Below are 20,251 nucleotides of genomic sequence, written 5' to 3'. Positions count from 1 at the left end.
CGGATGAACCAATGCCATCCGAAAGGCTGTCTCTTGTAAAATAAAAACGGGGCAGGCCATTGGGCCAACCCCGTTTCGTCATCTGCAATCAAGCATCTGGGGTGCCGGTTGGCACAACCGCTGGCTTATTTGCTTTCTTTGGCTTCCGGGGTTTCCAGGGTGTTGTCGATCTTCGCATCGGCGCGAAGGTCGGCAATAAGCTTTTTATAGGCATCCTGGGTCAGTTCTGCGGCCAGCTCGTTACGCTTTTCTTCAAAGCTCGGCTGTTCGCCTTTTTTGGTTTCTTCAACCTTGATCACGTGCCAGCCAAACTGGGTTTTAACCGGTTCCTTGCTGTAGCTGCCCGGTTCCATTTTGAACGCGGCATCGGCAAATTCCGGCACCATCTGGTCATGGGTGAAAAAGCCCAGATCGCCGCCATTCGGGCCGGACGGGCCGGTTGATTTTTCTTTGGCCAGTTCGGCGAAATCCGCACCACCATCAAGTTCCTTGATTACGGCTTTGGCGTCGGCTTCGTTTTCCAGCAGGATGTGGCGAGCATGCACTTCGTTTTCCGGTTCGTTGGTTTTAACGAACTCGTCGTAACGTTTTTTCACGGCATCTTCGGTCACGATCTTGTCGATCTGGCGGTCAAGATAGGTTTCAGCAACGATGCGGCGCTTCATGGCTGCCACGCGGTCTTTGACCTCGGCATCGTCGTTCAGGCCGTCTTTTTCGCCAGCCATGGTCAGCAGGCGCTGGCTGATTTCACGGTCCAGCAGCATCGGCTTCAGGGCTTCAAACGGATACTGGCGGTATTGTGCCGGAAGACCCTGCTGCGTTGCGCGGACTTCGGATTCCATGATTTTTTCGCCGTTGACGGTTGCCAGAACCTTGTCTTCAGCCGGGGCGGAATCCTGCGCCATGGCCGGTGATGCAAGAAGGACCGAGGCCAGTGAAGCGGCAAGAAGGGTTTTACGCAGCATGTTTTCTCCAGATTTATTTATTCGGGGCCATAGAGGCCCTGTTCCTGATATCTAACGGGTAAATCATATCCTTTATCACGGCACAAGAGGCAGCCGCCAATGTCACGGTTTTTTCCCGGTTGGCTGGCGTAAACGTGATAATGCGACAGTCATTTCCCGTTCCCTAACGGTATAATGCGGCAATTTAAGGGAGCTTGCGTGCCAATCAGGTGCGCTTTTCCGGTTTTCGCCCCAAAGGCCACGCCGTTTACATGGTTTGACAAAACCAACCTTTGTTTTTTGCCAGGCAGGAATAAAGGGCGGGGCGGGATTGATGGAAAAGCATATGTGAGCGGCAAACAGGCCGCCAACAGACGCCGGGCAATGGGATTTGTGAGCAAATTTTAGACCGGATTGGCAATCGCGGATGGGATGCGTCATTCACCAATGACATGTAATGCCCGCTTCATACGAAAGCAGGCATTGTCACGCCTGCATGTCGAGCAGGACTTCGCCGGTTTTGCCAACGCTGCCATCATCGCGCACAAATTCGCCTTCGGCTGCCAGTGTGCCGCCGACAAGGCGTTCGGATAAGGGCGTAATGGCGGAAACACGAATGCTGGCAATGCCTTCGTCGCTCAGGCTGGATTGCGAGCCATCGGCATGGAGCAGGATCAGCGATGAAAACACCTTGTCCTGCGCATCGATGGTGCCATCGCTGTTATCATCATAGGTTGCCAGTTCGGCAAAACCGTCTTTGGCACCATTCTGATCGCCAAACAGTTCGGTGCCATCATCGATCTGGCCGTTTTTGTTTTTATCGAGTGCCAGCAGGGCATCATTGCCGGCAACCCATGCCACGCGGTCCTTTGTGCCATTGCCATCCAGGTCAAAAACTGCCCCGTCGCGCAGGCTGGTAATATCAATGCCATTGCCATCCAGGTCCAAAATCAGCGGGTCCTGCTGGGTGACATTGCCAATTTCCATGCGAATCTGGCTGACGCGCATTTGAAAATCGCTCACCGAAATGCGGGTCACACCACCATTGCTGCTGCTGGCCTGAATGTCGGTCTGGCTGACCTGCAATTCGACGCTGCTTGCCACCAGCGAAAACCCGCCGGTTCCCTGGCCCGCATTACGAAGCGCAGCATTGAAACCCTGATGGTTTACGACGGCATCTGCTGTCCCCGAAAGGTCTTCCGCCATTTTGCGGGCCTGTTCGGGCGGAACGCCAAGCATTGCAAAAACAATCAATGCATCGCGGTTCATACGTCGCGATGCATCATTGACCACATCGCCGCCATTCACGGTTAGATGAAGCTGCTGCGATATTTGCGAGGATGCACTGGCCCCAACCGATGTGGTGCTGGCATTGCCTGCCGCGCCCTGTGCGGTGCGCGCGGCACTGGTTGCGCCATTCGTGGTGGCATTAATGCTGATCGCGCTTTGGCTGCGCGTGGAGGCGCTGGCCTGCAGACTGGCACTGCCGCCGTTACCGGCTTGCTGGGTGGAAAGCAGTGCGCTGGCGCGGCCCTGTGCCGCGCTATTCATGCCAAGTGAAACCATCGGCTGTCTCCGTTATGACAGCGTTTCAGGAAAAGGCGGTTTACGCGTTCAGGCCCGATGCATCATCGCCCGGGGCAATTGCAACCTTGTTGCCATCGGGCATCTGGAAGGTTGGCGATGTGCCATCATTGCCCGCACGGCCCAGCGGCAGCATCAGTTCGATCCCCAGTTTGGTGATCGGACGGTCAACGCCGTTTTCATCGGGCTGCATCATCTGCTGGACTTCACGCACAATCACTGCGGCCTGTTTCATCAACTGGGATTGCAGGTCGCTTGCATGTTTCAGGGCCAGATCAGCGCTGCTTGGCCCAGCCTGGCTGGTGCTGGCTGCATTTGCATTGCCTGCGGCGGCATCGCCCTGCTGGTCGGTTGTTTTGGCGGCGGCGCTGGAATCCCCGGTGGTTTTTTCCAGAAGATCCTTGATGAAGTCGGCAACGCCTGTGCCGTTCATATCAAACAGAAGCCCGCCCGTGCCTGCCCCGGCCGACTGGCCAAGGCTGTTAACCAGCCCGCCACCCGAAAGCCCGTTAAGGGCCGTGCCCAATGCGCCCATGGCGGCACCGGCGCTATTGCCAATGGCGGCAACCGATACGCGGGAAACTTCCAGCTTGGCGGTATTGTAACTGAATGAAAAATCGCCGGTGGTATTGTCGATGCTGATATCAAGCGACTGGGCGGCAAACATGGCAGACTCGGCAAAGCCCGCTGCCGATGCATTGCCGTTGCTATAGGCAATTTCACTGCGCGAATGGCTGGCAATCGCCTGTTTGAAGGAAAAATCAAAGCTGTCAGAGCCTGATGCCATTTCCTTGATATTGTCAAACAGCGACTGGGTCGCGGCTTTGGCGTCGCTATCGCTCATGCCGGAAAGGGCAAACATTTCGGTAACGCTGTCGCGCACCAGTTCCAGCGCCGATGACAGGGCATCATTGCCCAGTCCGTCAGCCGAAACCAGCGGGTTTGCGTCTGTTTTGCCCGATTTGTCGCTGGCCTGTGCCGCACTTACGGCCTGGGGCGAAAGCGACAGGCGGTCAACAGCCTGAGATGCCGGGCGGCCAAGACGCGTGCCTGCTTCGGAATCTGTGCCATGCCCCTGGGTCAAACGGGCATCCGTATTGGGAATCGATCCGCCACGCAGCGGGCCAAATGCGGATATATCCGCCATGATATCCTCCTCCTGAGGCACGATATCGCGGGATCATGGCCGGTTTTGCCGGATCGGGCGATATGTTCGGGCTACTTGCCCGCTTTGAAAACTTAAGGTTTTACCATAATGCCTTTTTACGCCCATCTCAAGAACCAAAAAACGGGCAGATTTATACGGAATGGTATGAATGCGGGCATATCACATGCAAGTTAGTGGTTCGTTCCGTTGACAGATCAAAGTCAGGGTTCTATCTGTGATCGGGCCCGGTATTATCCCGGAACCCGTCTGTTTGTTATTTTCATTTTATCCAGGAACGTTTTAATGCTCGGCGTCATTGCCCGGAAAATTTTCGGTTCAGCTAACGATCGTGAAATCAAAGCCCTTCGGGCCACGGTCGAGCAAATCAACGCCTTGGAACCCGAGGTCGAAAAACTGTCTGACGAAGACCTGCGCGCCCGCACCGAATGGCTGCGCGATCGTCTGAAAAACGGTGAGACCCTTGCCCAGGTTCTGCCCGATGCCTATGCCACGGTGCGCGAAGCCGCAAAACGTGTTCGCGGCGAACGTCATTATGATGTGCAGATGACAGGCGGCATTGTTCTGAATGACGGCAAAATCGCCGAAATGAAGACGGGCGAAGGTAAAACCCTGGTTTCGACCCTGCCGGTTTATCTTAATGCGCTCGAAGGCAAGGGCGTTCACGTTGTGACGGTCAACGATTATCTGGCCCGTCGTGACGCGGAATGGATGGGGCAGGTTTACGGCTTTCTGGGGATGTCGGTTGGCGTGATCATGCATGGCATGACCGATGACCAGCGCCGCGCGGCCTATCGCTGTGACATCACCTATGCCACCAATAACGAACTTGGCTTTGACTATCTGCGCGATAACATGAAATTCCGTCTGGAAGACATGGTTCAGCGCGAATTCAACTATGCCATCGTCGACGAAGTTGACTCGATCCTGGTTGACGAAGCCCGTACCCCGCTGATCATTTCCGGCCCCGCCGAAGACAGCTCGGCCATGTATCAGGCGGTTGACCAGCTTATCCCCAAGCTGACCGACGAAGATTACGAAAAAGACGAAAAAGCCCGTGCCGTGACCCTGACCGAAGAAGGGACCGAGCATGCCGAACAATTGTTGAAAGAAATGGGAATCCTGACCGAAGGAACCCTTTATGACATCAACAATATTCATCTGGTGCACCACACCAACCAGGCTTTGCGGGCGCACAAGCTGTTCCAGCGTGATACCGATTACATCGTCAAGGACAACAAGGTTGTCATCATTGACGAATTTACCGGTCGTATGATGGAAGGCCGCCGTTATTCCGATGGCCTGCACCAGGCGCTTGAAGCCAAGGAACGCGTCGAAGTCCAGAACGAAAACCAGACCCTGGCCTCGATCACCTTCCAGAATTATTTCCGTCTCTATCCGAAGCTTTCGGGCATGACTGGTACGGCCATGACCGAAGCCGAGGAATTTGAAGAAATTTACGGTCTGCGCGTGGTTGAAATTCCGACCCATCGCCCGGTTGCCCGTAAAGATTATGACGACGAAATCTATCGTACTGCCGAAGAAAAATGGGATGCCATTGCCGACCTGCTGGTCGAATGCCATGACCGCGGCCAGCCGGCCCTGGTGGGTACGGTGTCGATTGAAAAGTCGGAAATGCTCAGCGCGCTTTTGAAAAAGCGTAAAATTCCGCACGAAATCCTGAACGCCAAGCAGCATGAGCGCGAAGCCTATATCGTTGCCCAGGCTGGTGCACCCGGTGCAATCACGATTGCCACCAATATGGCCGGTCGTGGTACCGACATCAAACTTGGCGGTAACGTTGAAATGCGTGCCGAACTTGAACTGGCCGATGTTGAGGATGCAAAACGCGAAGAAGGCATCGCCCGCATTCGCGAAGAAGTCGCTGCCGACCAGAAAAAGGTTCACGAAGCTGGCGGCCTGTTTGTGATTGGTACTGAACGCCATGAATCGCGTCGTATCGATAACCAGTTGCGTGGCCGTTCGGGCCGTCAGGGTGACCCGGGGGCATCGAAATTCTTCCTGTCGCTCGAAGATGACCTGATGCGCATTTTCGGTTCTGAACGCATGGACAGCATGCTTCAGAAGCTGGGGCTGGAAAAAGGCGAAGCCATTTACCACCCCTGGATCAACAAGGCGCTGGAAAAGGCACAGCAGAAGGTTGAAGGCCGCAACTTCGACATTCGTAAGAACCTGCTGAAATTTGACGATGTCATGAATGACCAGCGTAAGGTGATTTATGAACAGCGCCGCGACCTGATGCAGGCCAAAGACGTTGCCGAAGACGTCGCGGAAATGCGCGCCGAAGTCATCGAAGGTCTGGTTGCCCGCCATTGCCCGGAAAAAGTTTATCCGGAACAATGGGAAGCAACTTCGCTGCATGAAGAATGCCTGCGCCTGTTCGGCCTTGATCTGCCGGTCGAAGACTGGACCAAGGAAGAAGGCATTGATCCGTCTGTCGTGCAGGAACGCATCGAAAAAGCCGTTGATTCCAAAATGGCCGCCAAGGTTGCCAATTATGGTGCCGATATCATCCGTCAGGTCGAAAAAAGCCTGCTGTTGCAGTTGCTTGACCAGTCATGGAAAGACCACCTTCTGGCACTTGACCATCTGCGTCAGGGCATTGGCCTGCGTGCCTATGGTCAGCGTGATCCGTTAAACGAGTTCAAACGCGAAGCCTTTAACCTGTTTGAAGGCATGCTGGGCATGTTGCGTGAACGTGTCACGCAGATGCTGTCGCATGTTGAATTGCAGTCTGCCCCGCGCCCGGAAGACCTTGAACCGCGCCGCCAGCAGGAAATGCACGAAAGCCACCCGGCCCCTGAAAGCGATGCCACGGCAGCAACCGCCGCCGAGGAACGCATGCAGGACACTGCGCAGTCCCGTCAGGCAACTGGCCCGGTTGACCCGAACAACCCGGCAACCTGGGGCCGCGTTTCGCGCAATGCCCCGTGCCCGTGCGGTTCAGGCAAAAAATACAAACATTGCCACGGTCAAATCGGCTGATTGACCTTTGCCAGATTAAAAACGCGCCGCTTCGTGTGGCGCGTTTTTTTTTATGCCCGGAATGCGGTTTTAAGAGAGTTTGCGTGGTGCGGTGCGGGTGCGGTGTGATGTGATCGCCGCTTAATTGGCAGAATGTCGCAAGGCTGCGGACCCGGGCCCGGATATGTCCTTACCGTACGCGGTCAGGCCTTGGTTTTAGCCTCAACTTCAACATCCAACCCGGCCTCGTCGCGCAACCATGCCAGCAGGCTGGTCATTTGGGCATTTTCCGGGTCATCCTTGCGATAACACAGGCAAAAGAATGCGCCCGATGGCACAAATCCCAGCGGGGCATGCAGGCGGTTGCGGTAAAGCTCCTGTGTGACCAGAAGTTCCGGCGCAATGGCAATGCCAAGCCCGGCAATGGCTGCTTCCAGCATCAAACCCAGATGGTCGAACTGTCGGCCCGTTGGGCTGATGCTGGCGCTGGCGGTCCTGGTACTGGCGGGGTTTGGTGTCTGGTTCGTTTTTAGGGCCTTTACCCAATCTGCCCATGCGCCGGGGCGCGAGGATGTATTTAATATGGCATGGTGGCCAATATCGGCCGGGTTTGTGATTTTTTCAGCCAGCGTTGCTGCACAAACTGGGCCGATGGTTTCGGCAAATAGCGGAACGGCAGTCACGCCCGCAGGCCAGTTCGACCCGGCCAGAATAATCGCATCGACATTGTGGTTTAAAAGATCGGCAATCGATGTGCTGGTTTGCAGTTTCAGGGCGATGTCAGGATGGTGGTTTTCAAATTTTTCAATGCGCGGAATAAGCCAGTTGGCAAGGAAACTGGCCGGGGCACCCAGGCCCAGGCGGGCCGGTTCACGCCGTGTCATAATTTCAATACAGCGCGTTTCCAGCATACCAAAGGCCTGCTGCGTGGTTTGTTGCAGGCTTTGCCCCGCATCGGTCAGGCGCACACCCCCGGCATGGCGCACAAACAGGGTGCATCCCATCCAGTCTTCGAGATGGCGGATCTGGTGGCTGACCGCACTGTGGGTGACGCACAATTCCTTTGCCGCCAGTGAAAAATTCAAATGGCGCGCGGCAGCGTTAAAAACGCGAAGGGCGTTAAGCGGCGGTAATCTTGACATTTCTAGATGTTATTTTTTCTAACAGCATTAGGCAAGAATTTGTCGATTCCGCATCTCTACCGTTTTGCCTAGTTTGTGCCCAGAAACGGATCACGGAACGAGGAAACACTGCGATGCAGCCCGCGACAGACCATAATTTTCATCATGAAGAACCCGATGAACTGGGCCAGTTTGGCGACTATGGGGGCCAATATATGCCTGAAACCCTGATGCCCGCCCTTCGTGCCCTGGAACAGTTTTATGAAGAAGCCCGCAATGACCCGGCCTATTGGGCCGAGCTGCAAGAAATTTTAACCGACTTTGTCGGTCGGCCCAGCCCGCTTTTTCATGCCAAAAATGCCACCCGCGAATTGGGTGGCGCGCAGATTTACCTGAAACGCGAGGATTTGAACCATACCGGCGCGCACAAGATCAATAATTGCATGGGGCAGATATTGCTGGCGCGCCGCATGGGGAAACGCCGCATCATTGCCGAAACCGGGGCCGGGCAGCATGGGGTGGCAACCGCCACGGCCTGTGCGCTTTTCGGGCTGGAATGCGTGATCTATATGGGGGCCGAGGATATTGCCCGCCAGCAGGTCAATGTGCAGCGCATGAAAATGCTGGGTGCCACGGTAAGCCCGGTTCATGCGGGCACCGCAACCCTGAAAGATGCGATGAATGACGCCCTGCGCGACTGGATCACCAATGTCGCCGATACCTATTATCTGCTAGGTACGGGGGCCGGGCCGCATCCTTATCCGCGTATTGTGCGTGATTTGCAGCGGATCATTGGTCGCGAAACCCATGCCCAGATCCAGGCGAAAACCGGTCGTTTGCCAGATGCAATGGTGGCCTGCGTTGGGGGTGGTTCCAATGCGATCGGGTTTTTCTATCCGTTTCTGGCACATAAGGATGTGAAACTTTTCGGGGTCGAGGCTGGCGGCCACGGCATTGAAAGTGGCGCGCACGCTGCCTGCATCGGTGCCGGGGAAACCGGTGTTTTGCATGGCTGCCTTAGTTATTTTCTGCAAGATGATGACGGGCAAATTCGCAATGCCCATTCCATTTCGGCGGGGTTGGATTACCCCGGTGTTGGCCCCGAACACGCCCTTTTGCACGATATGAAACGGGTGATTTATCCATCAGTTACCGATGACGAGGCCGTTGATGCCTTCCACTGGTTAACCCGGCGCGAGGGGATTTTACCCGCCCTTGAAAGTTCGCATGCCCTGGCCTTTGCCCGCAAACTGGCACCCACCATGCGTCAGGACCAAAGCCTTGTGATTTGCCTGAGCGGCCGCGGCGACAAGGATATGGCAACCGTTTTGCGCCATGGACAGGAAAAGGCAAAGCAGCCCGCCAATAACAATACCACCCCGCAAGCGGAGGACCAGTAATGAACCGCCTTGATCGTAAAATGGCCGAGTTAAAAGGGCAGAACCGTGCCGGTCTGGTAACCTATTTTACCGGTGGTGACCCGGATTACGACACCACGGTAGAACTTTTGGCCAATCTTGGTGCTGCCGGGGCGGATGTGATCGAACTGGGCATGCCCTTTAGTGACCCTGTCGCAGATGGGCCGATTTTGCAGGCCGCCAATATCCGCGCCCTGCAGGGTGGGCAGACCATAGAACGCATGATGGCAATGCTGCGCGAAGTGCGGGAGCGTGATGATGAAACGCCCATTGTTTTGATGGGCTATTTCAACCCGGTGCGCCGGTATGGCACCGCGCGCTTTTTTGCCGATGCCAGTGCCAGCGGGGCTGATGCCATTATCATCGTTGATTTGCCGCTGGAACATGCAGGCCCCTGCCGTGCGCAGGTCGAACAGGCTGGGATGCATCTGATTGCGATGACAGCCCCTACCAGCCACGACGAAAGGCTGGCAGCCCTGCTAAAACCGGCCAGTGGGTTTGTCTATCATATCGCCATTGCCGGGACGACCGGGGCCGCCACCCCCGATGCCAGCCAGATACAGGAGGCTGTCGGCCGCCTGCGTCGCCAGACGGACCTGCCTATTGCGGCTGGTTTTGGCATTAAAACGGCGGCGCAAATTCGCGAAGTGGCGCAATTTGCCGATCTGGTTGTGGTGGGGTCGCGCCTTGTAGATGTTCTGGCCCGCGAAGGGCGTGATCAGGCCCTGGGCGAAGTTGCATCCCTGGCCGCCGCCTTGCGACCAAATGCCGCCTGACGGCTAAGGTTTTTATGGATGTGGCAGGTTGCTTTGGTGTGTGCAGGCGCGGTTGCTAAGGCCGCTTCTGCGACATCGAAACGGCCTGCCCCCGTTCGCCCGTGGGGGCAATATCGTGCAGGAAGGTCTGGATCGGGGCTGTTACCCGCACGTCACCGGTTAAAAACGTTCCCAGTGCGACCACGGTGCCCACATGGCCCATATCGGGGATTTTAACCAGTGTGGCCTGTGGTGCCAGTTCGGCCAGTTTGATGGAATTGCGTGGAAATACCGTTCGGTCAGCCTCCCCGGTGATCAGCAATAATGGCGGCATGTCTGTCAGGTCCTGGTTTACAGGCTGGCTATCATCGGCAGGGGTGTCGCCAAAGGCAATTTGCGTGGCTGCGACGTCATAGGGGTAAAAATCATAGGGGCCGGAAAGGCCGATGATCCCGGCGATATCATCGCGCGTTAGCCCGGCTTCGTTTAAAAAGGCCGGGTTGGCAACAATTTGCACGGCATTATAGGCCCCGGCACTGTGCCCGGCCAAAACCAGCCTGTCCCCGGCAATTTCGCCGGGGTGATTTTGGGCAAATTTTTGGGCGGCGGCCATGGCCAGTGCGCCATCCTTTACAAAATCGGGATAATGGATTTCGGGCACAAGCCGGTAATCGGGGATGGCGACGCCATAACCCATTTCAACAAAGCGTTTGGCGACAAAGGCGTATTTGGCTTTTTCCCCCGAATCCCATGACCCACCGTAAAACCACACAATTAACGGGGCAGGGCGCGCCTGTGGCCCCGGCAGGTAAATATCCATTTTCTGGCGCGGGTCGGGGCCATAGGGCAGGTTGGCAATATCGGGTTTGATATCGCCTGCCTGCAGGCTGTTAAAGGCACCCAGCCTGTCGCACCCCGCCAAAATCAGGGTGGCAAACAGGGCATTGCTGGCAAGGATCAAAAATCTGGGGCGGGGCATGGCGGGCTTCGTTGTTATGGATCTGTTTTATATACGCAAAAAAACGCAAACGGGATTGCATCGTCTCTTGGCGGAAAAGGGATGGCGCGATAAAACCGTGTCATGACAGTTCAAAAACCAGATAGCGGCTGCATGTCAGTCGATTTGCGCCAGGGCCGCGTGCCGGAACGCACCGTCTTTGTCAGTGCCGTGGCACTGGTCGATATTGACCATCGTGTGCTGATTGCCCAGCGCCCGGAAGGTAAATCCATGGCCGGGCTGTGGGAATTTCCCGGGGGCAAGGTTGAATCTGGCGAAACCCCGGAAATGGCGCTGGTGCGCGAACTGAAAGAAGAACTTGATATCGATATCACCGAAAGCTGCCTGGCACCTTTCACCTTTGCATCCTTCACCTATGACGATTTCCACCTGATGATGCCGCTTTATCTGTGCCGCGTCTGGAAAGGCGAAGTTCGCCCGATGGAAGGCCAGCAGGTCAAATGGGTGCGCCCGGTGCGCCTTGGCGATTATCCGATGCCCCCGGCCGATGTGCCGCTGGTGGCCATGCTGCGCGACTTTCTGTAAGGCTGCTTTTGCGCCCACCTGTCCGGGCCGTCTTGTATGTCTGCATGATTGGCCAATGGCAGGCATGTTGCGCTGTCATTGATTTTTTCCTGCCCGCCTGCATGGCTGGGCGGCATTGGCTGGCGCTGACCAGCTTTGATGAATATGTGCGTTTCAGGCTGTGCCGGTCCCGGCATGGCAATTTCAGATGATGAGGGTGTCATGTCCAAAACCGTTCGCGCCTGCCTGTTAATTATTGGCAATGAAATTCTGTCGGGCCGTACGCATGATAAAAACCTGCCCTACCTGGCCGAACAGTTGAACGAACTGGGCATTCGCCTGGCAGAAACCCGCGTCATCCCTGATATCGCCCAAACCATTATCGATACTGTTAATGAATGCCGGGCGAAATTTGATTATGTGTTCACCACGGGCGGTATCGGCCCGACCCATGATGACATCACATCGGACTGTATCGCCGAGGCCTTTGGCGTGCCGCTGGATTTGAATGACGAGGCGGTGCAATTGCTGCGTAGCAATTACGCCAACCCCGATGTGGACCTGAACGAAGCCCGCCTGCGTATGGCGCGCATTCCACGTGGTGCCGAACTGGTTGAAAACCCGGTCAGCAAGGCGCCGGGCTATCGCATGGAAAATGTTTATGTCATGGCCGGTGTCCCCATGATCATGCAAGCCATGTTCCAGGGTATCAAACACCAGCTTGTTGGTGGTCGGCCGATGATTTCGCGTTCCGTTGGCGGCTATATCCCCGAAGGGACGATCGCTGAGGCCCTGGGTAAAATCCAGGATGAATTCAAAAATACTGATATAGGGTCCTATCCCTTCTTGCGGGAAGGAAAGCTAGGGACCACATTGGTTGTACGTGGTGAAGAACAGGCCGATGTGGACGCCGCCATTACCCGTATTACCGATGCCATTATCGGCTTTGGCCGTGAAGTGATCGCCGAAGACAGCGCCTCATAACCCGCAGGCCCAACAGGCCGCCGAGATCGGAGAGGTTTTCAGCATGATGCCGGAAAAACTGAATGCCGGGCCAAAGCCGCAAAAACGCGGCGAGGAACTCAAGATCATCAAATTCATGCTGACGCATCTGATGTATGGCGGCGTTGGGTCGGTCGTTTTTGGGGTGCTGGTGCTTTATTTTGATATCGGCGGCATATGGACGCTGGCCTCTGCCTCGCGCGATACGCTGATTTTCATTTTTTTGCTGTTCTTTGGCATGTTCATAACCTTTGGCGGCATCAGCATGGGTGCCGGGGTTATGATGCTGGGCGGCTTTTCCGATAATGACGATTACTATGATGAACGTCGCTATAACCACAAAGATGATGGCGCAAACTGACAGGTTTGCGCCATTTTTTGCTGGCCTTGACCGGAATGCGTCAAAATCGGGTTACGGGCGGTCGCCACCGGCTTTTTTGCGCACAAAATGGGCGATAACCATGCCGACAATCCAAAAGCCCAGCGGAACGGAAAAGATGTAATCAAACATCGGATCGCTGGTGTCACCCTTGGTAATCATGACGATATAGCCAACCCAGCACGCGGTCAGAAGGTATCCCATGATCTTGAAATAATGGCCGTTTGGCAGCTTCTTGTCCTGCGGTGCTTCGGTGTTTTGTCCGGCCGGTTCGCCTGTCATTTTGTCATTCCCTGATATTTGAATATGCCAATCCGCGTTGGCTGTTATCTGCTATCTGTCCAGCGTGACGTCGCGCGGGTCGATGCGGTCCTGCCAGCCATGGCGGACCAGTTCGGGCACGACATGGTCTTCTTCCGGGTAGCCAATGCACAAATAGGCAATCAGCCGCCAATGTTCGGGCACATCCAGCGCCTGCTGGACGACATTGGGTTCAATAATGCTGACCCAGCCCACGCCAATCCCCTTGACCCGTGCCGCCAGCCACAAAAGCTGCACGGCAGCAACGGCCGAATAATCCAGCATTTCGGGCATGGTTTTACGGCCCAGGCCCATGCCGGCTTCGGTTTCTTCGTCGGCAAAAACGGCAAGCTGCACCGGTGCCTGGTCCATGCCCTGCAGTTTCAGCGATGCATAAAGCCGGGCGCGTTCGCCTTCATAATCATCAAGGGCCTGCTGGTTCGCACGTTCAAAACTGTCGCGAATGGCGCGGCGGCGTTCGGGTGCGTTAACCTTTACAAATCGCCAGGGCTGGCAATTGCCCACCGATGGTGCCAGGCAGGCTTCGGCAATCAGGCCATTAATATCGGCCGCCGGGATCGGATCGGTGCGAAACCGGCGCACATCGCGCCGCCATAACAGCAGGTCAATGAATTGCTGTTGAAAGGACTGGTCAAAAACCGGCGGGGTCAAATGCTCGCTGCCTTTGGGGCCGGTTGATGCCGTGTCATCGCCAGTGTTGTGCGGGGCTTTGGTGCTGTCGGTTTCAGTCATGCATGTTACCTGGCAGGGTAAATTAAATCTGTTCGCACCCTAGGGGCTTTTGCCTGCAAATAGAAGCAATCAGTTCACATTTGTCGCCCGAAACACGCTTAATTTCGGCTCTATCTGCCAAATTGCATCCGTAACGGGTAGGGGCGGATATTTGTGGCGATTACCCTGTGGAAAATTGGCCATCAACCGCGCGGCTTAAAGAAAGCCGCTAGCGAAAAGCCAGGGCAGATTGGGGGACAACGGTTAAGACGGTTTGCTGTAAAACAGAAAAAGCGGCGACAAAAAGGATTTGCCGCCAATACCACCTGTGGCCTGCCGTTACATATTAAAGCTAAGCGTCACCAGCCCTGATAGCGGGTCTTTGTCGGTCTGATCAAAGGTCACTGTCTGGTTGATCTGCACGCCGACATGCCCGGCAAATTCGCTCCAGTAATGGTCAATGCCGCCGCCGACTTTTACGGCATCGGTATCACGTTCGGTATTAAGAAACGGCTGAAGGGTGCCGTAATCACGCGGCAGCTTGGTGGAAAAGCGCAATTCCCCCTTGATGCCCTCATAGGTTTCTTCGCCGGGGTTGAATTCGCGAAAAGCCTGCAACGACGCATTCAGGCTCAGCGGGGTATAGGCATAGTCGGTGCCGGTGAAATAACGCCGGCTTTGATCGCGCCCGAAACCTTCATTCAAAACCGACATGGTCTGGTTTTCACCAAAGAAGGGGGTGAAGATATGTTCGCCCATTTCAATGCGATAGCGCGCTTCGGCCTCGGAATCGAACAGGGTTGATGTGGCAACATGGCCCGAAACAATTTCGCCGTTAGGGGTGAAATGCTTGCCATAGGATTCGCGCGCGCTGATCAGATTGCCGCTTAACCGCAGGCTTAGCGGTGTTTGGCCCAAATTCTGTTCGGCATCAAACCCGACAGACCCGGAATAGGTCATACTGGAACTGGTGTTTTCGTAAGAACTTGAAAGGCCGGTGCGCGTAATGTCGCTGCTGCCAATGCCCAGGCTGCCATTCAGTTTCAGCCAGTCGGTCATACGGGTCAGAAAATAGGGGGAAAAAGTAACGTTGTTTTCCCGATACAGCGTCTGGCGCGATGCAATGTCGCTGGCTGTGCTGCCCCAACCCAGTGCGACCCCGACAATGGTCGATGTATCGATGCGATAATCAACGCCGGTATCAACCGCGATCACATCACCATTCAGGCCGGGATTAAACCCGTCATCGGCAATGCGGTTATCAATGCTTTGGCGTGTGCCATGAACCCAGATGCTGATCGCACGTTCGGTGGCGCGGTCCTGGGTCGGGAAGGAACCATTGGCGCTGTCAAAATCAATGCGTTCAGCAAGGGAACCCAGGGCATCACGCCCGCTGTGGCTTTCGATCTGGCTGGCAACATCGGTGCCCATTGCAAGGGCACCGGGCGGTTGGTCGCTGGCCGGGGTGCTGCCATCCAGAAACAGGGGCTGCAGATTATTGGCAACAAAGTTGCCATCCAGGCGGTCCGAGAGGCGGTCAAGGTGCCCCAGTCGGTTTTTGGCGCGCGTCATGGTTTCAGTGCGCAGGATGGGCGATTCGGTCGTGCGCGATGTTTTATCCTGGGCAGCAAGGGCGCTGTTTATCCACGGCGGAATCACCCTGTCCGGGGGCAGGGTTGAAACGGCAACGCAGGCTGTGCCGATGGCTATGATGCTCCAGCGCAGTTTCATTGTCTGTTGTTTCTCGGCTCGCGGTTACACGGCAATTGCCGCCCGTAAAAATCACTACCGGTCCCTGATGGTAGTGAAACTTGCGAAATTGACGGACCTTAGGTCCGGCATGTCATCTGCGATTCATTCGGTGATAGCGCAGGGGAGTTACCGAAATATAAATCCGTGCAATAGAATGTTGCGTCACGCGCAAAGCCGCGCTAGAAACCTGACCTGTCTTTGGGGCGAACAGCCCCTGGCTTTTCTGCCAAGTTCTTGCGGGCGTGGCGAAATTGGTATACGCAGCGGACTTAAAATCCGCCGGTCCTAACAGACCTTGCCGGTTCAAGTCCGGCCGCCCGCACCACTTCCTTTTCCATTCATCGCTGTTTTCCCATTCCCGTAAGTGCAAATTATCTTGCGCTGCTATGCCGATTCGTAAGGCCCCAGGGCGCCTTATGTTTCCAGCAGCAATGCGTTAATGGGCCCCAAAACCATGTTGCAGGCCGCGAAAGACACACAAATCCCGCATCTGGCGGCTTAGCAAAACGCGCCAATGCGGTCGTTTCTTCCCAAAAAATTGCCTGTCGCAAGTTATTGTTTGCCATATCAAAATGGCTGCTTCATCGGGGCAAAAACCAGTGTTTCCGCCCGCTGACAGGCAAATGTGGCGGGCGATTGATCCAAAGATCGTGCTGTTTCCCTAACCACAATGCGCAATCCCCGATCGGGCAATTACGCCACGCAAACCAGCCATCGCCGGTGCACTGCGTGAACCTATCAGATATGCATTGATGTCGGAAGTTGCAATTGCCGGTCATGGCAATTGTGGCAGATTTACCGGATGTAAAGGCGTTGCCCCGCACTGTGCCAGCGATAGGGGATCAAACAGGGTTACAAACGAAACAATGGCGGAAAATGACGACGACCAACCGCGAAAAAAGGAACGGTTTGGCAAATATGTCGCCCCGGAAGAACGCGCGACCAATATTGTACGCCAACTGGACGATTTTTTGCGCAAAGGCCCCAAAAGCGGCCTGAAATATACCCGCTGGCAACAACTGGCATGGTATGAAGTCGTTGATGAAATCAAACGTGCCGAAGCCGCCCAGAAAGGGCAGGACAGCCTGGTAAAGGCCGCGTTTTTAAGCCTGGCGATCGGGTTTGGCACCATTGGTTTCTGGGGGCTGGTTTTGCTGGCTGGCACCCGGTTGGGGTTTATTGCTGCTGGTATAATTCTGGTGGCGGGGCTTGTGATCTGGCGTGCGCTGGCAAAGGCCAACTGGTTGAAATAGGCATGAATGATGAATAACGACGCTGCTGAAACCCTTGCCATTCAGGCAATCGCCTTTGTCGCCGGGGATGAGGAATTATTGCAGGGCCTTTTGATGCAGACCGGCATGGATCTGAACGATCTGCGCGCAGGAATTGGCAACCGCGATGTGCAGCGCGGGGTGCTGGAATTTTTGCTGTCGCATGAACCGTTTTTAATGCGCCTGGTTGAGGCCATTGATTGCCCGCCAGAAATGCCCGCACAGGCCCATATGGTTTTATCGGGCGGGCCGATCTGGCAGGATTGATCGTACCTTGTCCCTAGGTGGCGGCTGGACTTGTCGCCTTGATGGTGGGCGGCACGTACATTGCCAGCCACTGCCAAACACGGCCACGACAGGACATACACAGAACGGGGAACGGAGCATCGCCATGCAGGTACGCCGGATCGTTGCCAATATTGCATCCCAGGACCTGGAAAAGGCTGCGGCCTTTTACCGTGATATTCTGGGGCTGGATATTTTGATGGATCACGGCTGGATCGTGACATTTGGCAATCAGGCCAGCATGACGGTGCAGCTTAGCATCGCCAGTGAAGGGGGTTCGGGCACGCCCGTTCCCGATCTGTCGATTGAGGTTGATGATATCGCCGAAGCCGAACGGCGGGTACGTGCCGCTGGCATCGTGCCGGAATATGGGCCGGTGAATGAAAGCTGGGGTGTGCGCCGCTTTTTTGTACGCGACCCGTTTGGCCGTTTGCTTAATATTCTTGCCCACGCAGGCTAACCTGCCCGGCGGAAAAGGCAGGAAGCGACGATATTTGCCGCTTCCTGCTTTTGGTGTGACAGGTTTATCTGGTGGCCCGCGTGCTTAACTGCCGTGTGTTATGCCGCATCATCGTCATTTGCGCCGCGATGTTCGAGGATTCGGTCAATCAGCCCCCATTCAAGGGCCTGTTCCGCCGTCATGAAGCGGTCGCGGTCCAGGGTGCGTTCCACTTCTTCATAGCTGCGGCCGCAATGTTTGGCATAAAGCGTGATCATGCGCTGTTTGGTCAGGCGCATTTCTTCGGCATGGATCAAAACGTCTGATGCCTGGCCCTGAAAACCGCCCAGGGGTTGGTGGACATGCAGGCTGGCATTGGGCAGGGCCGCGCGAAAACCCGGTTCGCCCGCCATTAACAGGAAAGACCCCATTGACCGCGCCGTTCCCATGCACAGGGTATGAACCGGTGACTTGATGTAACGCATGGTATCATACATCGCCATGCCGCTGGTCACCACACCGCCAGGGGAATTGATGTAAAGATGGATCGGCTTTTTTGAATTTTCTGCTTCCAGAAACAGCAATTGCGCACAGACAAGCGATGAAATCGTGTCGTTTACTTCGCCATTCAGAAAAATGATTCGTTCGCGCAAAAGGCGTGAATAAATATCAAAGGACCGTTCTCCCGCGCTGGTCTGTTCAACCACCATCGGGATCAATTGCATCATTTCGCGCATGGGAAGGCTCCGGTTCTGGTAATCCGTTTGGGCCAAGGGGCTGGATGCGATGGCAGGCGTTATGCCGCGCACATCATGGTCGGGGTATTGCTGTTGGCGGGTATTGGTGGCGTAATGCATCTTGCATCGGTCAGTTCATGGATAATGCGAAGGCGGGTCATGTTTTCGCCCGTTTGCGCAATGTGAAAGGTTACGATACTTTCAAGATGGGGTGGCAGCGGGTCGCGCATCTGATAGGTCACTTCCTTACCGGAAATTTCCTTTATCGGTTTTGCATCGCGCAAATTTGCACCGGGTAGCCAGCTTTCGCGAATTTCTGCAATGCTGATCGCGCGCCATACTTTCTCGCTTGGGGCATCCAGCCGGTATTCAAATTCCAGCCGGTGCGATGGCCTAGGTTTTCCGGGTTTGGCGCTGTTGCGGTTGGCGCCTTTGCTGCTTTTGCGATCACTCACTGGTCCATCTCCTTTAGGGTTTGGCGCAGGGCATCCACACGTTCCGGCCAGAAGGTGCTGTATCTGGCAACCCATTGCACAATCAGGTCCAGGCCTTCGGGGTTGATCCGGTAATTCACGAACCGTCCCTGCCGTTCTTCCTGCACAAGCTTTGCTTCGCGCAACACGGCCAGGTGCTGTGACATGGCAGGCTGGCTGATGCTCATGCCATCGCGAAGGGCGCTGGCATTCATGCCTTGCGCGCTGGCAAGCTTTTCAAAAATGGTGCGCCGGGTCGGATCGGCCAGGGCTTTGAAGATATCGTTTTCCATCATGCAAACACATAAGCACATACTTATGTGTTTGGGCAAGCAGATTTATGGATGGGGATTTTTGCGTGAAAACCGGGACAGGCGAGGTGTTAGGGAAGTAGCCGGGGATTAGCTGATGTTTCGCGGTACAGGCACAAAAAACGCGAACCCGGTTGGATTCGCGTTTGAAAATCAGGATATGTGCCGCGTATGCGGCGACCTGCCGCGATACGCCTTAAAACAGGGTATCAAGCGGGGCGGTGCCATACCCGTAAACCCAAACCAGCAGGGCCGCACCGAGCAGGATGCGGTAGATAGCAAAGGGGGTAAAGCTTGCGCGTTTTAACCAGGACATCAGCACGGCAATCGTGATCAGCGCGGTGATGAAGGAAAAGCCGATCGCCATCATGACTTCGCGGTTCAGTTCCATATTGCCCGCTTTATGCAGGTCCAGTCCGGCCAGGAGGCCCGCACCCAGAATGACGGGAATCGACATCAGCATGGAAAACTGTGCGGCGTCCGACCGTTCATAGCTCATCAGGCGGGCAGCCGTCATGGTGATGCCCGACCGGCTGACGCCGGGAACCAATGCAATCACCTGTGCCAGACCAATAAAGATCGATCCGGCCCAGCCCATATGTTCGATCCGGTTGATCGTCATGCCAACCCGGTCGGCAACCCAAAGGATGATGCCAAAAACAAGGGTGGTCCAGGCAATGATCTCGACAGAGCGCATCTGCTCCTCGATGCCGGATTCCTTAAGGTAAAAGCCAACGGCCACCACGGGAATCGTCGCAACAACAATATGCAGCGCCATGCGCGCACCCGGTGTCATGCGGCCGGTAAACAGGCGGAAAAAGCCAATGATCATGGCCAGGACATCGCGCCAGAAATAAATCAGAACCGCAAGCAGTGTTCCGACATGAACCGAAACATCCAGCAGAAGGCCCTGATCGGCAGTGCCGGTAATGGCGGGGGTCAGGACAAGATGGCCAGATGAGCTGATGGGCAGGAATTCAGTAATACCCTGAACGACTGCGAGAAGGATTATGTGCTGAAGAGTCACACCTGCCTCGGTGCTGATTTATGAAAGGAGAAATGCTTATAGCAGCTTG

The 20,251-nt window shown here is 55.5% G+C and carries 21 protein-coding genes and 1 tRNA gene; 10 read left to right on the top strand and 12 right to left on the bottom strand.

Going from position 1 to position 20,251, the window contains the following annotated elements; genetic code table 11:
• Positions 1-125: 125 nt before the first annotated feature.
• The 3 genes from CSC3H3_RS17170 to CSC3H3_RS17160 all read right to left on the bottom strand — a co-directional run bounded on the left by CSC3H3_RS17170 (position 126) and on the right by CSC3H3_RS17160 (position 3,675).
• Positions 126-965: a peptidylprolyl isomerase gene (locus CSC3H3_RS17170; protein WP_101266616.1), complete on the bottom strand. Its 840-nt coding sequence runs from the start codon at positions 963-965 to the stop codon at positions 126-128.
• A 465-nt stretch (positions 966-1,430) separates the two neighbouring features.
• Positions 1,431-2,510 carry a hypothetical protein gene (locus CSC3H3_RS17165; protein ID WP_101285617.1) on the bottom strand — a complete coding sequence of 360 codons (1,080 nt, stop codon included), beginning with the start codon at positions 2,508-2,510 and terminating at the stop codon, positions 1,431-1,433.
• Between the two features lie 40 nt (positions 2,511-2,550).
• Positions 2,551-3,675 (bottom strand): hypothetical protein, encoded by a 1,125-nt coding sequence (locus CSC3H3_RS17160; RefSeq protein ID WP_101285616.1) that lies wholly within the window; start codon positions 3,673-3,675, stop codon positions 2,551-2,553.
• 303 nt (positions 3,676-3,978) lie between these two features.
• Here CSC3H3_RS17160 and secA point away from each other — a divergent pair, with 303 nt between their 5' ends.
• Entirely contained in the window at positions 3,979-6,699 is a 2,721-nt protein-coding gene (secA, locus tag CSC3H3_RS17155; protein ID WP_101285615.1) for a preprotein translocase subunit SecA, read from the top strand.
• A gap of 182 nt (positions 6,700-6,881) precedes the next feature.
• On the opposite strand, the gene CSC3H3_RS17150 is transcribed toward secA, so the two are convergent.
• Positions 6,882-7,820, bottom strand: coding sequence for a LysR substrate-binding domain-containing protein (locus tag CSC3H3_RS17150; protein WP_101285614.1), 939 nt, complete (start codon positions 7,818-7,820; stop codon positions 6,882-6,884).
• 113 nt (positions 7,821-7,933) lie between these two features.
• Here CSC3H3_RS17150 and trpB point away from each other — a divergent pair, with 113 nt between their 5' ends.
• Together trpB and trpA are read left to right on the top strand one after the other, a co-directional pair.
• The gene (trpB, locus tag CSC3H3_RS17145; RefSeq protein WP_101285613.1) at positions 7,934-9,199 is read left to right on the top strand and encodes a tryptophan synthase subunit beta; all 1,266 of its coding nucleotides are present in this window, start codon (positions 7,934-7,936) and stop codon (positions 9,197-9,199) included.
• Positions 9,199-9,993 carry a tryptophan synthase subunit alpha gene (gene trpA / locus CSC3H3_RS17140; protein WP_101285612.1) on the top strand — a complete coding sequence of 265 codons (795 nt, stop codon included), beginning with the start codon at positions 9,199-9,201 and terminating at the stop codon, positions 9,991-9,993. Before trpB ends, trpA begins: the two co-directional genes overlap by 1 nt.
• 55 nt (positions 9,994-10,048) lie before the next feature.
• Here trpA and CSC3H3_RS17135 read toward each other — a convergent pair whose 3' ends face one another.
• On the bottom strand, positions 10,049-10,951 hold the full coding sequence (locus CSC3H3_RS17135) for an alpha/beta hydrolase (RefSeq protein ID WP_101285611.1): 903 nt from the start codon (positions 10,949-10,951) through the stop codon (positions 10,049-10,051).
• Between the two features lie 132 nt (positions 10,952-11,083).
• Here CSC3H3_RS17135 and mutT point away from each other — a divergent pair, with 132 nt between their 5' ends.
• The 3 genes from mutT (at position 11,084) to CSC3H3_RS17120 (ending at position 12,857) form a co-directional block, all read left to right on the top strand.
• Complete coding sequence (gene mutT, locus CSC3H3_RS17130; protein ID WP_101286293.1) at positions 11,084-11,515, top strand: 8-oxo-dGTP diphosphatase MutT; 432 nt, start codon at positions 11,084-11,086, stop codon at positions 11,513-11,515.
• Positions 11,516-11,716: 201 nt separating this feature from the next.
• Positions 11,717-12,478 carry a competence/damage-inducible protein A gene (locus CSC3H3_RS17125; RefSeq protein ID WP_101286292.1) on the top strand — a complete coding sequence of 254 codons (762 nt, stop codon included), beginning with the start codon at positions 11,717-11,719 and terminating at the stop codon, positions 12,476-12,478.
• A 43-nt stretch (positions 12,479-12,521) separates the two neighbouring features.
• Positions 12,522-12,857: a hypothetical protein gene (locus tag CSC3H3_RS17120; protein ID WP_245881164.1), complete on the top strand. Its 336-nt coding sequence runs from the start codon at positions 12,522-12,524 to the stop codon at positions 12,855-12,857.
• A gap of 51 nt (positions 12,858-12,908) precedes the next feature.
• Here CSC3H3_RS17120 and CSC3H3_RS17115 read toward each other — a convergent pair whose 3' ends face one another.
• The 3 genes from CSC3H3_RS17115 to CSC3H3_RS17105 all read right to left on the bottom strand — a co-directional run bounded on the left by CSC3H3_RS17115 (position 12,909) and on the right by CSC3H3_RS17105 (position 15,638).
• Positions 12,909-13,157: a hypothetical protein gene (locus tag CSC3H3_RS17115; protein ID WP_101285610.1), complete on the bottom strand. Its 249-nt coding sequence runs from the start codon at positions 13,155-13,157 to the stop codon at positions 12,909-12,911.
• Positions 13,158-13,208: 51 nt separating this feature from the next.
• Positions 13,209-13,928, bottom strand: coding sequence for a 5,6-dimethylbenzimidazole synthase (gene bluB, locus CSC3H3_RS17110; protein ID WP_101285609.1), 720 nt, complete (start codon positions 13,926-13,928; stop codon positions 13,209-13,211).
• A 318-nt stretch (positions 13,929-14,246) separates the two neighbouring features.
• Positions 14,247-15,638 carry an autotransporter domain-containing protein gene (locus CSC3H3_RS17105; RefSeq protein ID WP_101285608.1) on the bottom strand — a complete coding sequence of 464 codons (1,392 nt, stop codon included), beginning with the start codon at positions 15,636-15,638 and terminating at the stop codon, positions 14,247-14,249.
• A gap of 257 nt (positions 15,639-15,895) precedes the next feature.
• Here CSC3H3_RS17105 and CSC3H3_RS17100 point away from each other — a divergent pair.
• The 4 genes from CSC3H3_RS17100 to CSC3H3_RS17085 all read left to right on the top strand — a co-directional run bounded on the left by CSC3H3_RS17100 (position 15,896) and on the right by CSC3H3_RS17085 (position 17,675).
• Positions 15,896-15,984 (top strand) — tRNA-Leu (locus CSC3H3_RS17100).
• A 541-nt stretch (positions 15,985-16,525) separates the two neighbouring features.
• Positions 16,526-16,912: a hypothetical protein gene (locus CSC3H3_RS17095; RefSeq protein WP_101266594.1), complete on the top strand. Its 387-nt coding sequence runs from the start codon at positions 16,526-16,528 to the stop codon at positions 16,910-16,912.
• A 6-nt stretch (positions 16,913-16,918) separates the two neighbouring features.
• Positions 16,919-17,197: a DUF3572 domain-containing protein gene (locus CSC3H3_RS17090; protein ID WP_245881163.1), complete on the top strand. Its 279-nt coding sequence runs from the start codon at positions 16,919-16,921 to the stop codon at positions 17,195-17,197.
• Positions 17,198-17,321: 124 nt separating this feature from the next.
• The gene (locus CSC3H3_RS17085; RefSeq protein ID WP_101285607.1) at positions 17,322-17,675 is read left to right on the top strand and encodes a VOC family protein; all 354 of its coding nucleotides are present in this window, start codon (positions 17,322-17,324) and stop codon (positions 17,673-17,675) included.
• Between the two features lie 98 nt (positions 17,676-17,773).
• Here the strand turns inward: CSC3H3_RS17085 and CSC3H3_RS17080 are convergent, their stop codons facing one another.
• The 4 genes from CSC3H3_RS17080 to CSC3H3_RS17065 all read right to left on the bottom strand — a co-directional run bounded on the left by CSC3H3_RS17080 (position 17,774) and on the right by CSC3H3_RS17065 (position 20,202).
• Positions 17,774-18,391 carry an ATP-dependent Clp protease proteolytic subunit gene (locus CSC3H3_RS17080; RefSeq protein ID WP_101266589.1) on the bottom strand — a complete coding sequence of 206 codons (618 nt, stop codon included), beginning with the start codon at positions 18,389-18,391 and terminating at the stop codon, positions 17,774-17,776.
• 59 nt (positions 18,392-18,450) lie between these two features.
• Complete coding sequence (locus CSC3H3_RS17075; RefSeq protein ID WP_215907520.1) at positions 18,451-18,846, bottom strand: SRPBCC family protein; 396 nt, start codon at positions 18,844-18,846, stop codon at positions 18,451-18,453.
• Complete coding sequence (locus CSC3H3_RS17070) at positions 18,843-19,160, bottom strand: ArsR/SmtB family transcription factor (protein ID WP_101266586.1); 318 nt, start codon at positions 19,158-19,160, stop codon at positions 18,843-18,845. Before CSC3H3_RS17070 ends, CSC3H3_RS17075 begins: the two co-directional genes overlap by 4 nt.
• Before the next feature lie 211 nt (positions 19,161-19,371).
• Positions 19,372-20,202 (bottom strand): undecaprenyl-diphosphate phosphatase, encoded by an 831-nt coding sequence (locus CSC3H3_RS17065; protein ID WP_101266584.1) that lies wholly within the window; start codon positions 20,200-20,202, stop codon positions 19,372-19,374.
• Positions 20,203-20,251 lie beyond the last annotated feature (49 nt).

Origin of the sequence: Thalassospira marina, from assembly GCF_002844375.1 — a bacterium.
GTDB classification, from domain to species: domain Bacteria; phylum Pseudomonadota; class Alphaproteobacteria; order Rhodospirillales; family Thalassospiraceae; genus Thalassospira; species Thalassospira marina.
The sequence above is the reverse complement of the archived record's forward strand: the minus strand, read 5'-3'. Positions and strand labels throughout refer to the sequence as shown.